Origin of the sequence: Paenibacillus sp. cl130 (genome assembly GCF_900116035.1) — a bacterium.
GTDB lineage: Bacteria > Bacillota > Bacilli > Paenibacillales > Paenibacillaceae > Paenibacillus > Paenibacillus polymyxa_B.
The window spans coordinates 418,433-434,135 of the sequence record NZ_FOYG01000005.1 but is presented as its reverse complement, the minus strand read 5'-3'; the positions used below and the strand labels follow the sequence as shown (position 1 = coordinate 434,135).

Sequence of the window (15,703 nt, the reverse complement as noted above, 5' to 3'; positions counted from 1 at the left end):
TCGTTCTGTGACCTAAAACCCTTTTCTACTGATCATACCCGGAAAAGCACCTGCTGATTCGGTGTTATCGCACAAATTGCAAGAAGGAATCAGCTAGGATTGCTGCTGTGCTCCAAAAAACATTTCATCCGCCAATGCGGTCTGAATTCTCGCTTCCTCTTCATTCAGCTTACGAATGAGAATCATTTCAACTTCGGTCACTTCATCGCCCTGGAAATTAATTTCGGCGATACAGCCCACAATCTGCACGATGGCTACTGCCACGTTATCCACGCTGTAAGCGATGACCTTCTGGCCTGTCGGAAACACGCGCAGCCCGGATTTAACCATCTTGCCACGTCCGTATTCCAGCAGTTCGTAAAGTTCTTGTTCGCTCTTGAATTTGCACACTGAGTTAAATTCAGTTTGAAAGCCCATGTGTAGCCGCCACCTTTCATGATTAAGGGTTTAGTGTTGTGCTCAAAGATATGCCATTTATATGAACAAAAAGGAGAGTGATCAGCTCCCCTTTGTTTCGTTTATGAGTTCTCGTAGTGCAGTGCCGACCTGCGCTCATAACGCTCCAGTGCAAGGGCAATCATGCGGTCCAGCAGACTTGCATAGGATACGCCTGTTTCTCTCCACAGTAATGGATACATACTGAACGGTGTAAAACCAGGCATTGTATTCACTTCATTAATAAGGATATGTCCGTCCGAGCGTCTGACGAAGAAATCGGCACGGGAAATCCCGCAGCCTTCTAGAGCGCGGAATGCTTGCAATGCGGCTTCACGAATACGATCTGCCACTTCCTCATCCAACGGTGCCGGAATAAGCATTTCCGATTGGCCATCCGTATATTTGGCAGCGTAATCGTAATAATCACTCGCCGATACAATTTCACCCGGTACTGAGGCAATCGGCTCATCATTGCCCAGTACGCTGACCTCAATCTCACGGGCATCGACATACTCCTCAACAATCACCTTCAGGTCAAATTGCAAAGCCAGATCTACAGCCTTTTCCAGCTCTTCTCGGTTGCTGGCTTTGGAAATACCGACACTTGATCCCAGATTGGCTGGTTTGACAAAGCAAGGATAACCTAGCTCGGTTTCCATGTTACGTACCAGATCATGACTGGTTTGGGCCCACTGTGTACTATTAAAATAACAGTATTTCACTTGCGGCAATCCTGCATGCTCAAACAGCTTCTTCATGACGCCTTTATCCATACCTGCTGCCGAAGCCAGCACTCCTGCACCGACATAAGGCATATCCGCCATTTCGAACAGACCCTGAATCGTTCCGTCCTCGCCAAAGGTGCCGTGCAGCAACGGAAACAGCACATCCAGCGTCTGCTCTCCGTACAGCTTGCCGAACAATGTATCTAATGCCGCCTTGGTGTCACCCTCTGCGCGTTCCAGCTTCAATTGCTCTACAGAAGCCAGAGGAGCGCTTAATAGCGCCCCTCTACGCCAATCGCCAGCCTTCGTAATATAAAAAGGAATAATCTCGTATTTCTCATAGTTAAAAGCGTTCATTACCGCATACGCCGTTTGCAGCGAAACCTCATGTTCACCCGATTTGCCACCGTACACCAGCCCTACGGTCAATTTTTGATTTGCCATGCCTATCCTCCGCTTTCCTGCTTTCGTCATGTGACTGATTTGCATCACTGTACCTGTTATCCATCATCTCATTTAAAAATAGTCGGCGATGTGATAAAAGCGATATACCGTGTTGTCGGTCCACGCATACGAATTTTTATAGTCCCAATAACGATGTCTGGAGCTTACCGTATGTGCATTGACTAGCGGCATGCCGCCCGCATCAAAGGCCGTGACCACCGTGCTGTGCTGGAAGGTTCCGTCACCATCCCAATCGTAAAAAATGACGTCCCCCAGCATGAGCTGCTCTGGGCGACTCACCTGCTCAGCGGTCAACCCCCATGAACTGGAGCCCAAATACCGCTCCAGACTGTTGGAAACTGCCCAACTGTAGCTCCACAGCTCACGTCCGGCAACCCGTCCTTTATACCACCAGCCCGATTCTCTTTTACCAGTATAGTGGATCGGTGCTCCCCCTGCAAAGAGGCATTGCGAGATATAATTGGTGCAATCCACATCAAAACCTTCAAACTCCGGATTGAAGCTATCCCACCACTGATCTGCATAGGCCGCTGCTTCTTCGCGGCGATATCGGCTGGGACGTGCTGATGAGCCGAAGCCCAGCACACCGCGATTCAGCAGCGGCAGATTTCCTCCTTGATTAAACGAAGCCTGTTCAAAAGAAACCTCTCCCCCCGCAGGTTTCCTTTCTGCCGGATCGCGCTCAATTCTCGCTACCTGCCAGGCTTCACCCTCGCGTGTGAACGTCAGACGCTCCCGTTCAATCCGATCCTCCCGGTGAGTCATCCCGCCCTTCTCATAAAAGAGTCGGACATGCAGTTGTACATCTACCACAGCCTCATCCGGAGTATCCTGCACCATTCGTAGCGGCTTGGCGCGTGTCTCGCTGCGTAGGGGAACAGCGTCCCGTTCGTTGTACCACTGCTCCAATCTGGCCGCACGTGCTGCTCGTTCCATCCGCTGCCCCACCTCCAGATACTCATCTGGCTGCGGTACACCATTCACTTCACTGCGATTGTATTGATTCACGTAAGCAAAAAGGGCCTGTTTCCATTCCCGCTCCCCCATCCCAATCCCTCCATATTCGTCCCGCTATCCTTTTCTAGGGATAACCGGAATGATGTATAACTTCCTTTCTTCCCTCTCTGGTCTGAAATGCTCTCTATCTATAAGTATGAATCTCTAAAGCTTGGTATGAACATCGAAACGCGAGGGAGCGGAACGTTTTATTTTCCAATCTGCAACGCATCATTTAGGCCAAAAAAACTTTACGGAACCGTCTGAAAACGGTATACTTAATCCAAAAGCAATCATTTTGAAATCACGTTTCATCTAATGAAACAAATTACATTGATCGCAACCTCTAACACGTAATGAACCACTGAAGATGTAATTGAGAACGCAACCAATTTAAACCAACTGTGCAAGACGTCGAAAAAACGACATCCCTATTTTCCCCCAAGCATCCACTTCAAGGAGGTAATACTTATGTCAGGAAAAGATCAATTCTCCATTGCCCGTAGTCTCGAAGTTAACGGTAAGCCTTATCGCTACTATAGTCTTAAGGCACTGGAGGAACAAGGAAAGAGCGGTATTGCCAAGCTGCCTTTCTCCATTAAAGTGTTGCTGGAAGCCGCGGTTCGCCAATTTGACGGACGCGCCATTACAGAAGAACATGTGCAACAGCTGACAGGATGGGCTGAGGATCGTGACACCAACAAGGAGATTCCGTTCATTCCTGCACGCATCGTGCTTCAGGATTTTACCGGTGTCCCGGTGGTTGTCGATTTGGCAGCTATGCGTGATACGGTGAAAAAAGCGGGCGGTGATCCGAAACAAATCAATCCGCTCGTCCCTGTCGATCTCGTTATCGACCACTCGGTCATGGTCGATGCTTTCGGTACCAGTGATGCGCTGGATTACAATATTAATGTAGAGTTTGAACGCAACGAGGAGCGGTACCGTTTTCTGCGTTGGGCGCAAACGGCGTTCAACAACTTCCGCGCCGTTCCGCCATCCACCGGTATCGTCCATCAGGTCAATCTGGAGTATCTCGCCTCCGTGGCCGCCACCAAAACCATTGACGGCGAAACAGTCGTCTTTCCAGATTCCCTCGTGGGAACAGACTCCCATACCACGATGATTAACGGCCTTGGTGTTGTTGGCTGGGGTGTCGGCGGGATTGAGGCAGAGGCGGGTATGCTGGGGCAACCGCTGTATTTTGTCACTCCCGATGTGATTGGCTTCAAGCTGACAGGCAGTCTGACGGAAGGCTCTACCGCCACCGATCTGGCGCTCACTGTAACGCAAATGCTGCGTAAAAAAGGCGTAGTCGGCAAATTCGTGGAATTTTACGGGCCTGGTCTGGCTAACATCAGCTTGGCTGACCGTGCGACAGTTGCCAACATGGCACCGGAATACGGCGCAACGATTGGCTTCTTCCCGGTCGATGCGGAAACGCTGGCCTACCTGCGCAGCACCGGACGTTCCGATGAGCAAGTAAGCCTCGTAGAGGAATATTACAAGGCGCAAGGCATGTTCCGCACATCCGATACGCCGGACCCTGTATTCAGCGATACCATTGAGCTGGATCTGGCTTCGGTTGTACCGAGTCTCGCGGGACCCAAACGTCCGCAGGACCGTGTTGAGCTTAGCCGCATGAAAGAAACGTTTGAAGGCATTATCCGTACCCCGGTGGACAAGGGCGGCTATGGACTGAGCGATGAAAAAATCGCACAGAAGATTCCTCTGACCCATCCGGACGGCTCCACCAGCGAGTTGGGTACAGGAGCAGTCGTTATTGCAGCTATCACAAGCTGCACGAATACCTCCAATCCAAGCGTTATGCTCGGTGCGGGCTTGCTGGCCAAAAAAGCAGTGCAGCGCGGGCTCAAAAAACCAGGCTATGTTAAAACAAGCTTGACACCAGGCTCCCTCGTCGTGACGGAGTACCTGCAAAAAGCCGGACTGATCGGACCGCTCGAAGCCCTCGGCTTCCATGTGGCAGGTTACGGCTGCGCGACCTGTATCGGTAACTCCGGCCCACTTCCTGACGAAGTGAGTCAAGCCATCACAGACAATGATTTGACGGTTGGCGCAGTTATTTCCGGCAACCGGAACTTTGAAGGTCGTGTGCATGCGCAAGTAAAAGCCAACTATCTCGGCTCACCGCCACTGGTTGTCGCTTATGCGCTGGCAGGCACAGTGAACATTGATTTGGTGAATGATCCGCTCGGTTACGATCAGGACAATCAGCCTGTCTACCTGAAAGATATCTGGCCAACCTCCGAGGAGATCAAGGAAGCCATCAGCCTGTCTCTCAGCCCGGATATGTTCCGTCGTAAATATGAGAATGTATTTACTGCCAACGAAAAATGGAACTCCATTCCGGTTCCTGAAGGCGAACTATATGAATGGGATGAAAAATCAACTTATATTCAAAATCCACCATTCTTTGAAAAACTTCAGGATGGCGTGCAGGATATCAAGGAAATCCGTAATGCCCGTGTGCTTGCCCTGTTGAATGATTCGGTCACAACCGACCATATCTCACCAGCAGGCAACATTGCTCCTTCCAGCCCGGCAGGACTGTACTTGAAGGAGCATGGCGTGGAACGCAAGGACTTCAACTCCTACGGCTCCCGTCGCGGTAACCACGAGGTCATGATGCGCGGTACATTCGCCAACATCCGTATCCGCAACAATGTGGCTCCAGGTACTGAAGGCGGCGTGACCAAATACTTGCCAACGGATGAGGAAATGTCCATCTATGATGCATCCATGAAATATCAGGCAGCCGATCAAAACCTGATCGTCATTGCTGGTAAGGAATACGGCACAGGCAGTTCCCGTGACTGGGCGGCCAAAGGTACGCTTTTGCTGGGTGTTAAGGCTGTCATTGCCGAAAGCTTCGAGCGGATTCACCGCAGTAACCTGGTCGGCATGGGTGTACTGCCTCTGCAATTCCAGGAAGGCTATGGCTGGTCCAGCTTGGGTCTGAACGGTCGTGAAACGTTTGACATTCTTGGCATCGACAATGACGTGAAGCCTGGTCAAGAGCTTACGGTTGTGGCTAAACGCGAGGATGGCACGAAGTTCGAATTCCCGGTAATTGCCCGTCTGGACAGCACTGTCGATATCGACTACTACCACAACGGTGGTATTCTGCAAACCGTATTGCGTCAAATGATCGAAAGCTAAGTTTATGAACTTCATATGTGAAGAACCCCCGTTTTGCAGATAAAGCTGCAATCGGGGGTATTTTTTTATTTATATAAACCGAACTTAAGAGTTACCTATAGCGCCACTGCGCAGTCGGATGGTGCTTCGCTTGTACAGCACCATTCCGCCTACTCCGTTTTGATGTTCATTTTTCAAGTTCATCTTATTTATATAAAACAAAAAAAGTCGATCCCTCAGGACCGACTTCTAGCCACGTTCTCTTATAACCCTACCTTCGCACGCGAGTTACTTCGAAATATCCAAAAAGCCCTCTCCGAACACGTCCCGCACGTCATGAATGGTGATAAATGCTGCTGTGTCGATGGCTTTCACTATCTTTTTAAGCGCTGATACCTCTTGTTTACTAATGACGATATACAGCACTTCTTTTGGATTTTTAGTGTAATATCCGTGGCCTGACAGGACGGTAACTCCACGATCCATTTTCGTGATGACCATCTCAGCAATTTTATCTTGGTGCTCCGAAATGATCATGACCGCTTTTTTAGGGTTTAGTCCTTCGATCATGAAGTCCATCACCTTCGTACCAACGTACAAAATAACGATAGTTAGCATCAATTTTTCTGGACCAATAATAAAATAGGAAGAGAACGCGACAATCAAATCAAAAAACAGCAGGCCATAGCTGATATTCCAATCCAGATACTTGTTGGCAATTCGGGCTAAAATGACCGTTCCCGCCGTAGTGCCGCCTACCCGTACAATTAAGCCAATGCCGACCCCCACCAAAACTCCGGCAAATACAGCATTAATCGTCGGCTCATGCGAATCAATCCGCCAGTTGACCGTTAAATGTAGAAACAGCGAGTTAAAAGCGACCGCAATTATAGTGTACAGGGTCGTTCTCTTGTCCAAAAATTTATATCCGACAATCAACAGCAAGCCATTGATCACCAGATTGACGATCGAGGGAGACCACTGAAACAGGTAGTACAAAATGATCGTAACCCCTGTAACGCCCCCCTCACCAAACTCATTCGGGATCACAAACAGATTAACAGCTAGCGCGAAAAAAAACGCACCCAGAATAATAAATGCGATATCTGCAATACTTTTTTTCATATATGCTCTAATCCTTTCTCTAACATTTCAAAGGATGAATCGCCAGATGGATTGGCTGACTCTTGTTGCCAAAATACGCTGACAACCAGTTCATGGTATCTACTACCAAACATAAAGTCAATACAACTTTGACACTTTAATTCGCCACCAGACTGCCTCAATCCTGACTTGGATTCCGCAAAATTCTCCTTTTACAAGGTTATTCGACAAAATAACACAATCCCGACTACTAAACTAAGAAAACGGGCCTCTAGCCCTTGTTTTAGACCTAGGCACATTTTCCTCTAAAACGACCATCCTCCTAATCGACATTTTGGACACATATGACCATCTTCCTGTTTTATGCCAAAAGCGTTTTACTTTGAAAAAATGTGGGTATAATGATTGAAACATTACCAAGCAACCTACATAGCATCACGACATCAAGTACATACAAATAGTCCTATACAGACGTTCTAAGCAACTCAATCTGAATTTGACAATATGGAATTGGAGGAATGACCTACATGAATACAATGAACTTAACCGTCCACACCCTGATGCCCTTTCACCACCAATACCAACGTGCCAACGCGGTGAGTATGCAGAAGAAAGAAGATAGCTCGGAGAAGAAGCTCAGCTTTCAGGACATTTTGAATGAAAAAATGGGTAAAAAATAAGGCGCCGTTTATCCGGTTGCAATATCCCACTTTACATAAGCTAAAAAGCCGTAGTTTCCTACATCGACTGTAGAGAACCACGGCTTTTTTTAGTTCATTTGTTCCTAAACTCACACGTTCGTTTTACTGACCGCCATCCCGATACTGCTCTGCCTTCTCACGCATCCCGGCAGCTACTGCTTCTTGAGTGTTCAGCCCCTTATCCGCTGCATAAGCGCGAATGTCCTGCGTGATGCGCATACTACAAAATTTGGGACCACACATCGAGCAAAAATGTGCTTCCTTGGCGCCCTCTGCCGGTAGCGTTTCATCATGGTAGGACAAGGCCCGCTCGGGATCAAGCGACAGATTGAACTGGTCCCGCCAGCGGAACTCAAAGCGTGCCTTGGACAAAGCATCATCCCGCTGCTGTGCCCGTGGATGACCCTTCGCCAGATCGGCAGCATGTGCCGCAATTTTGTAAGTAATGACACCCTCGCGGACATCATCCTTATTCGGCAGACCCAAATGCTCTTTAGGCGTAACATAGCACAGCATGGACGTCCCGAACCAACCGATCATCGCCGCCCCGATGGCTGAGGTAATATGATCATATCCGGGGGCAATATCCGTCGTGAGTGGCCCCAAGGTATAGAAAGGAGCTTCCTTACAAATCTCCATTTGTAAATCCACATTCTCTTTGATTTTATGCATAGGGACATGTCCTGGCCCTTCAATCATGACCTGAACATCATGCTTCCAGGCGATCTGCGTTAGCTCGCCCAACGTTTCCAGCTCTGCAAACTGTGCTTCATCATTCGCATCATAAATGCTACCCGGACGTAGACCATCTCCGAGAGAAAAGGCCACATCATAAGCTTTCATAATTTCGCAGATTTCTTCAAAATGCGTATACAAAAAATTCTCCTGATGGTGCGCAAGGCACCAGGCTGCCATGATCGACCCACCACGGGATACAATTCCCGTCATTCTATTCGCCGTCATCGGAATATACCTCAGCAATACACCCGCATGAATTGTAAAATAGTCCACTCCCTGCTCCGCTTGCTCAATCAGCGTATCGCGATACAGCTCCCACGTCAGCGCTTCTGCTTCGCCGTTCACCTTTTCAAGTGCCTGATACAGCGGTACAGTCCCAATCGGTACAGGAGAATTCCGAATGATCCATTCACGTGTTGTATGGATATTACGGCCTGTGGACAGGTCCATAACCGTATCCGAGCCCCAACGCACAGCCCAGGTCATTTTCTCCACTTCCTCCTCGATGGAGGAGGTAACCGCAGAATTACCAATGTTCGCATTGATCTTCACGTGAAAATGACGCCCAATGACCATGGGCTCACTTTCCGGGTGATTGATATTCGAAGGCAAAATGGCTCGTCCAGCCGCCAACTCCTGCCGTACAAACTCAGGCTCCACCCCTTCGCGGATCGCCGCAAATTCCATTTCGGGCGTAATGATCCCTTGCCGCGCATAATGCATTTGCGTCACTGTACGACCTTGCGAAGCACGAAGCGGACGGTTGGTCACGCCGGGAAATTCAACTGTCTCCCGTTTGGAGCCAGGTTTCAGTCCATTATCCTCCGGCTTGACGGCGCGTCCCTCGTAAGCCTCCACATCGCCCCGTTCTAGTGCCCAAGCTCGCCGTAATGGAGGCAGGCCCTGACGGATATCGACCTGATAGGCTTCGTCAGTCATGGGACCGCTTGTATCATATACACGCAATGGCTCATGATGCTCCGTGCCCTGCGGCGTATGTGTAGGATGAAGAGCAATTTCGCGCTCTGGCACGGCAATGTCCGGCCGCGAGCCTTGAATATATACCTTACGGCTCCCTGGAAAGGGCGTTACCCCACTGGCTTGCTCCCCGTTTGTCTTCTCTACCTCAACTGCTTTTGTTCCTACCAATCTTACTTCTGTTGATTTCAATTCTGTTCCTTTTGTTCCTTCTGCTTCTGTCGGCTTCATTGTCCATTCCTCCCGTTTCGATGAAATGACACACCGATCCGGAACCATTCCCAGGGTGGCGCTGATCTATGCAAAAAAGCCGGTTCCCTAGGGAACCGGCTAATCTAACGAGGCAGCTATCCAGACAGTACGCATGTGGAATAATCCTATTCCAATGCGCCACTGTAGACAGCAGCCGCGTATACATTTCAATGGCCGATTACTTCCCTACGCTGGTATGATCCAGATCAGGTGCAAAGGGTCCGGAATCTTGCACGATTCCATCTCAGCCCGGCATTACAGGCTCCCCCAGTAACTGTGATACTTCTATTCACATGAGGCGGCTATAACAGATATCCCGCCATCCTTACCAGACTACTTTAAATTTATGGCTTTGGCAACCCTTCTAGGTTCCCTTTACTAAGGAGACGCTCCCCATCAAATCACTTTGCTTGCTTCAACTGTGTTCATTCTTGTTACGGAAGCATAAGTCCCATTTCCTTCGCCGCTTCAATCAAAATCGGAGCAAAGTCATGTAGCGTCTCGGGTGCAAGCCGACTGACCGGACCGGATACAGATAAAGCCGCAGTGACCTGTCCCTTCCGGTTTACAATTGGGGCAGCCACAGCAGCAGCCCCTGGCTCCCGTTCTTCATAGCTGGTCGCATATCCCTTCTCGCGAATGTCCTGTAGCTGGGCTTTATAGACCTCCGGGTCTACCGAGAGCGGCCATTCATCCCCGCTTAGCAGGGCTTCCAGCTCCTGCGGCGGCATAAAGGCTGCCAGCACTTTGCTGGAGGCCCCTACAGCCAGCGGCATACGCGCACCTACAGGCGCAACCCTGCGGATCGCCTGATTGCTCTGCACGGCTTGTATGCGAATACGCATGCTGCCGTCCCGTAAGTACAAGCTGACCGTCTCGCCCAGACGATCACGTAGTCCTTCCATTGCAGGCTGTAACAACACCGCCGGCTCGTCGCTTTGGGACAAATGCGTGGATAGCTCCCAAATGCGGAAGCCAAGTCGATATTTTTCCGTTTCGGCATTCCGAACGACAAAGCCCCGATCCTCCAAAGTAGTCAGCAGCCGATGAACCGTGCTTTTATGTAGACCAATTTTGGAGGCAATCTCCGTCAGGCCAAGATCCGAATCTGCGGTAAAACACAGCAGTATATCAAGTGCACGCTCTACAGCGCGAACGGTTAATTTACGGTCTTCCATCGTGAACCGCTCCTCTTGTATCCATATTCGTTTCACACTATGAAACATGGTTACATAAATTATATAGAATAGTCGCGGCTACTGTAAACCGATGTTTTTGTGACAACCATATTACAGAACGAGAACAAACATCGACAATTCTTTGCATCATTTTTACTTTTCCGGTTCAGGCGTTGACTTTGGATAATCCCCATCATACGATAATAGGTATCTATACGGATCTACACTACTATTTTCAAGTGGAATTATACCTAAATTCTATGAAACGAAGATCAATTTTATATAAGGAGGCTCTTACATGATTTCGACATCCCAGCGCAACGCTCAGCTACAGACCGCTGTTCAGGAGCCGTCCACCCCACTCTTTAATCCCCGTCTGCTGCGGTTCAAGCACGTTGTGATTGCTCTGCTGCTGTCGGTCGTCTTTTTTCTGTTGTTTTGTTTTATTGCCTTGCATGCTTACATCGCATGGGTACTTACGAATCCCACCGTTGCACCACTGTACTCTAATCCGATGCAGGCCAAAAGCATGCCTTATGAGGAAGTCAGCTTCCCTGCCAAGGATGGTAGCCGCATGGTACAAGGCTGGTATATCCCGGCGGATCAATCGCGGAAAACGATTATTTTCAGTCATGGCTATGGGGCTAACCGCGAAGAAAGCTGGATTCCCATGTATGATCTGGCGCATTATGCCCACAGTTTGAACTTTAATGTGGTCATGTTCGATTATGGATTTGCGTCACAAAACAGCAAAGCAGTCGCAACCGGAGGCAAAGCAGAATCCCAACAGCTCCTCGGAGCAATTCAGCTTGCGAAGCAACGCGGCTCGTCGGAGATTATCGTATGGGGCTTCTCCATGGGGGCAGGAACCGCTCTTCAGGCGGGCTTGCAAACCAAGGATGTGGACGCAATGATTTTGGACAGCACCTTCCTGCTGGAGCCAGATACGCTGTACCATAACATTCACAATCAAATTAATCTGCCAAGACATCCGTCTTTGGAAATTCTGGAGTTGCTGTTTCCAGTCTTGAACGGAACCAGCTTGCATCAAATTCCATATCAGGAAGTTAAAAAGGAAAACTATCCGTTCCCGATCATGTTTGTGCATGGTACACAGGATGAAAAAGCTCCTTATCCTATTGCGGAAAAGCTCGCTGCCAATCAAACCAACCCGCTTTCCAGTGTATGGATTGTTAAAAACGGGATACATGAGCTTATTTTCAGAGAGCACCCTCGTGAATATTTGCGACGGGTATCGACGTTTCTAAGCAGTGTACAGGAGCTGGAGGACAAGAAAACCATCGCTGATGCCCACAAACAAACGACTACGAAGTGAATTTTTCGAAGAACTGTATTCTATTCTTCGCCTGGAAGAAGCCTGCCTATGGACACTTAACCCGTGCCGTAGCTGGGCTTCTTTTTCGTTTTCCATGGGTATTCATTGTTTTACGTAACAGATGTGACCGGATTAAGGGAGTTCATAGACATATTCCTGATGAGACAGCGAATATACTGGGTACGTATGCATCCAGGGCAGATCTGCCAGATCCGCCGGATAGCCATAGTAGGATACGGGAGGTAAAAAAACGATGCTGAGTACTTATGGGTCTTTCCTGCCCTTACGTGTGCTGGAGGAAATTCGGCATTGGAAGCAGCAGGAAAGTTGGCATGTGGAAGTGATTAAATCCGCTACCGAGGGATTGGAGCCAACTTATGTACGGTTGCTGGATGATTGGCGGACTGTATTCGAACAGACGGAACGCACCGCCATAGAGTTGCTAGAAGAGCAACGGAGCGTACTCGATCCGGCAGATCAGGCGTGGCATCAGGAATGGAAACAGATGTCGGCTGCTCCACAAGCACATACACACGAATTCACTGGACATTCAAAACAGTCAAGGGGATTAGACGCATCATCATCTGTAAAGATGCCATTGTCAGAGTCAGCCTTAAACTCTCAGCCTGACTCACAAGAATTAAATCGTCGACTGGACGATTTGCTGCAAACCGCAAACCGTCAGTCACAGGAGTATGTACGACAGCTCGGTCTGCTGAGCGAGCACAGTCATGCATTGCGTCAGCAGCCAAAATCTGCCGGAGTTGTATTACACGCGGCACATGAAAGCCAATATTTCCTAATCTCGACAACCCCCTTTCAAGAACCTGGCTCCATCGCAAGGGCTGCTAGGTTGTATCATGTAGCGGCAGAGGGTGAGAATTACCCAGAGGAAGCGTTTCGAGAACGGCAGGCAGGCATAAGGGGAGAAGGCGCATGGACGACTAAAAGCGTCAAATCCAGCCAAGCGCAACCTTCGGCAACGGAAAAAAACTCAATCGGCCGCTCGGTTCCTATTGGGGGACATCGCCTACCGCCGCTCCCTTACCCCTATAATGCGCTTGAACCGTATATTGATGAGAAAACGATGCGTATTCACCATGATAAGCATCATTTGAGCTATGTGAATGACCTGAATAAAGCGGAAAAGAAGCTGGAAGAAGCCCGAAAAACAGGTGACTTTGACCTCGTAAAACATTGGGAACGCGAACTGGCATTCAACGGCGCAGGCCATTATCTGCATACTCTTTTTTGGACGATCATGAGTCCTAAAGGTGGCGGAAACCCAAGCGGACCGCTGGCTGAACAGATTAAAAAGGATTTTGGCAGCTACGATGCATTCAAAAAGCAATTCAGTTCGGCAGCCGAAAAGGTCGAGGGTGGCGGCTGGGCTATCCTGGTATGGAGTCCACGCGCGGGACGGCTTGAAATTTTGCAGGCCGAAAAGCACCAGAATCTGACTCAATGGGAGTCCATTCCGCTGCTGGCGATAGATGTATGGGAACATGCATATTACTTAAAGCATCAAAATGAGCGTAACAAATACATTGAGGATTGGTGGCATGTCGTTAACTGGCCTGAAGTGGAAGCGCGCTACGATCAAGCCTCCAAACTGAGATGGCAACCCTTCTAAGCTTCTAAGCTAAAGAAAAACTACACCTGCAAATCGTATCGCTCTCTGAGCGCTGCCATTTGTTCGGTCAATCCTTCCGGTTGTACCACCCAGCCATCGGCAGGTAAAATGGCTGTCCGGCTCTCAACGACACGGCGCAGAGATGCCGTGTACGCCTCAACAGATGGCACTCCAGCCAGCTCTGCCAGGCTACCCATCGTTGCTGGATTCACCCGGGGGTAATCCTGCTGCTGCACGCCTGCCGATGTGTCCCCGGCTGCCTCTGTATAGAAATGCTGCACCGCCTGTGCACGCTCTGCACCGCTGCCCTCAATCATCACGAAGGCTGTGATGATATACGCCTTGGCTTGGCGCCGCTGTGCAATGCCGCAAAACTTGCGGCCCCGGACGCTGACATCGTAATCCCCGGGACAGAAGGACCCGAGGATTTCTCCGGTCTGCGCCTCGCCAGACCACGGAACCAGCGCATCGGCAATTAGCGCTGCCATGAGCCGAAAATCCTCATGCAGGCTGATGGCCCGCTGTGGATTCGGCAGGATTAAGGACAGGTTCAGTACCCCTCTGTCCAGCATGACGGCTGCTCCACCCGAGGGGCGTACGCATACCGAGGTTCCCGCGTTGCGCACTCGTTCCATCGCCTGTGGGGCGTAGGGAAGCCTGCGGTCCCGGTGACCGATCACAAGCGCTGACGGATGCCGCCATAGATGCAAAATGGGTGTAGCTCCTTTCCCTACTTGCCGACAAGCCAGCTCCTCCCAAGCCAGCGGAGACAAAACATTCTCCTGAGTGGCCGCGAGTGGCGTTTCAAACCACTGTAACTCAGGCAAAGCTGTTGTTTTTTCCATTGATCTATGTACATTCTCCATACGTTATCCCCTATCTATAAAAATAACTGTTATCCATAGGCAAATCGTAATTTTAAGGCAGCTATTCCGTCGTCTCTATTTCTGATGTTAACAAAAAAAGGTGGCTACGCCTATGCGTAAACCACCCTTTTTTTGTTCATCACATAAACGTCTTGCGATGTTCGATCAATCCTTGAGCAGCGACAAAAACTCTGCGCGCTGCGCTGCATCATCACGAAACGTACCGCGTACCGCAGACGTTACCGTTTTGCTACCAGGCTTTTTGACACCTCTTGCACACATGCACAGGTGCTCACCTTCCACGACCACCATAACCCCGTGAGCGGAGACCGCTTCATTTAAAATATCAGCGATCTGTGATGTAATACGCTCCTGTACCTGCAATCGGCGGGTCACTGCCTCTACCAGGCGTGCAAGCTTGCTCAGTCCTACAATTTTGCCGCTGGGTACATAGCCGATATGCACTTTTCCGAAGAAAGGAGCCATATGGTGTTCACACTGGCTGTAATAAACGATGTCCTTTACGATCACAAGCTCCTCGTGATTCTCGTCAAATGTCACACCCAACGCATCCCGGGGATCAACCTCATAACCCGCAAATATTTCCTCATACATGCGCGCAACGCGTGCCGGTGTTTCCAACAACCCTTCACGCTTGGGGTCCTCACCGATCAGTTGTAAAATCTGCTCCACATGGTACTCGATTTTATCCCGGTTATCCGCAGCTTTGCGGTTAATATAATCTTTTACGCCAGCCACAGTAATCCTCCTCTATGCAGCAACCTCATGCGGCATCCGTGCTCACGTTGCTCATTATTTCCGACGGCCCTGATTTTTACGCGGACCAGGCTGATTTTTGGAGAACTGTTGGTTCTTCATCATCTGCTGGGCTTTTTGCATTTGTTTCCCATTCAAGTTGTAACCCATCTGTTTGGCCATTTTTTGCAGCGTTTCAGGGTCGTTTTGCATCTTTTCAAGCTGTTTACGAAGATAATAAGCACCGATGAAAAATCCCCCAACCAAACCAGCAATCAGGGTAATAATCGGAATGACAATATTCCACACCACGAAGTCGTCACCTCTGTATATTTATATGAAACATCTTGAATTGCACGAACCTATCATAGCAAA

The 15,703-nt window shown here is 49.4% G+C and carries 13 protein-coding genes and 1 riboswitch; of the genes, 4 read left to right on the top strand and 9 right to left on the bottom strand.

Annotated elements, in window-relative coordinates; genetic code table 11:
• Positions 1-93: 93 nt before the first annotated feature.
• The 3 genes from BM358_RS16600 to BM358_RS16590 all read right to left on the bottom strand — a co-directional run bounded on the left by BM358_RS16600 (position 94) and on the right by BM358_RS16590 (position 2,675).
• Entirely contained in the window at positions 94-417 is a 324-nt protein-coding gene (locus tag BM358_RS16600; RefSeq protein WP_023987008.1) for a hypothetical protein, read from the bottom strand.
• Positions 418-518: 101 nt separating this feature from the next.
• Complete coding sequence (locus BM358_RS16595) at positions 519-1,607, bottom strand: D-alanine--D-alanine ligase (RefSeq protein ID WP_023987007.1); 1,089 nt, start codon at positions 1,605-1,607, stop codon at positions 519-521.
• Between the two features lie 72 nt (positions 1,608-1,679).
• Positions 1,680-2,675: an amidase domain-containing protein gene (locus tag BM358_RS16590; RefSeq protein ID WP_028541005.1), complete on the bottom strand. Its 996-nt coding sequence runs from the start codon at positions 2,673-2,675 to the stop codon at positions 1,680-1,682.
• 420 nt (positions 2,676-3,095) lie between these two features.
• Between BM358_RS16590 and acnA the strand changes: the two genes are divergently transcribed.
• Positions 3,096-5,807, top strand: a complete 2,712-nt coding sequence (acnA, locus tag BM358_RS16585) for an aconitate hydratase AcnA (RefSeq protein WP_023987005.1) — start codon at positions 3,096-3,098, stop codon at positions 5,805-5,807.
• A 267-nt stretch (positions 5,808-6,074) separates the two neighbouring features.
• Here acnA and BM358_RS16580 read toward each other — a convergent pair whose 3' ends face one another.
• On the bottom strand, positions 6,075-6,911 hold the full coding sequence (locus tag BM358_RS16580) for a YitT family protein (protein ID WP_023987004.1): 837 nt from the start codon (positions 6,909-6,911) through the stop codon (positions 6,075-6,077).
• 506 nt (positions 6,912-7,417) lie between these two features.
• Here BM358_RS16580 and BM358_RS26560 point away from each other — a divergent pair.
• The gene (locus BM358_RS26560; RefSeq protein ID WP_010348453.1) at positions 7,418-7,570 is read left to right on the top strand and encodes a hypothetical protein; all 153 of its coding nucleotides are present in this window, start codon (positions 7,418-7,420) and stop codon (positions 7,568-7,570) included.
• Between the two features lie 123 nt (positions 7,571-7,693).
• Here BM358_RS26560 and thiC read toward each other — a convergent pair whose 3' ends face one another.
• Both thiC and BM358_RS16570 read right to left on the bottom strand, forming a co-directional pair.
• The gene (gene thiC / locus BM358_RS16575) at positions 7,694-9,538 is read right to left on the bottom strand and encodes a phosphomethylpyrimidine synthase ThiC (RefSeq protein WP_028541006.1); all 1,845 of its coding nucleotides are present in this window, start codon (positions 9,536-9,538) and stop codon (positions 7,694-7,696) included.
• 187 nt (positions 9,539-9,725) lie between these two features.
• A riboswitch (TPP riboswitch) is annotated at positions 9,726-9,838 on the bottom strand.
• A 155-nt stretch (positions 9,839-9,993) separates the two neighbouring features.
• The gene (locus tag BM358_RS16570; protein WP_028541007.1) at positions 9,994-10,737 is read right to left on the bottom strand and encodes an IclR family transcriptional regulator; all 744 of its coding nucleotides are present in this window, start codon (positions 10,735-10,737) and stop codon (positions 9,994-9,996) included.
• A 298-nt stretch (positions 10,738-11,035) separates the two neighbouring features.
• On the opposite strand from BM358_RS16570, the gene BM358_RS16565 reads away from it, so the two are divergent.
• Both BM358_RS16565 and BM358_RS16560 read left to right on the top strand, forming a co-directional pair.
• Entirely contained in the window at positions 11,036-12,073 is a 1,038-nt protein-coding gene (locus BM358_RS16565) for an alpha/beta hydrolase (protein WP_023987001.1), read from the top strand.
• A gap of 253 nt (positions 12,074-12,326) precedes the next feature.
• Positions 12,327-13,706 carry a Fe-Mn family superoxide dismutase gene (locus BM358_RS16560; protein WP_028541008.1) on the top strand — a complete coding sequence of 460 codons (1,380 nt, stop codon included), beginning with the start codon at positions 12,327-12,329 and terminating at the stop codon, positions 13,704-13,706.
• Between the two features lie 20 nt (positions 13,707-13,726).
• On the opposite strand, the gene BM358_RS16555 is transcribed toward BM358_RS16560, so the two are convergent.
• From BM358_RS16555 to BM358_RS16545, 3 genes are all read right to left on the bottom strand, one after another.
• Positions 13,727-14,572: a lipoate--protein ligase family protein gene (locus BM358_RS16555; protein WP_028541009.1), complete on the bottom strand. Its 846-nt coding sequence runs from the start codon at positions 14,570-14,572 to the stop codon at positions 13,727-13,729.
• Between the two features lie 165 nt (positions 14,573-14,737).
• Positions 14,738-15,331: a GTP cyclohydrolase I FolE gene (gene folE / locus BM358_RS16550; protein ID WP_013308743.1), complete on the bottom strand. Its 594-nt coding sequence runs from the start codon at positions 15,329-15,331 to the stop codon at positions 14,738-14,740.
• Positions 15,332-15,385: 54 nt separating this feature from the next.
• Entirely contained in the window at positions 15,386-15,640 is a 255-nt protein-coding gene (locus BM358_RS16545) for a YneF family protein (RefSeq protein ID WP_013308742.1), read from the bottom strand.
• Positions 15,641-15,703: the final 63 nt, after the last annotated feature.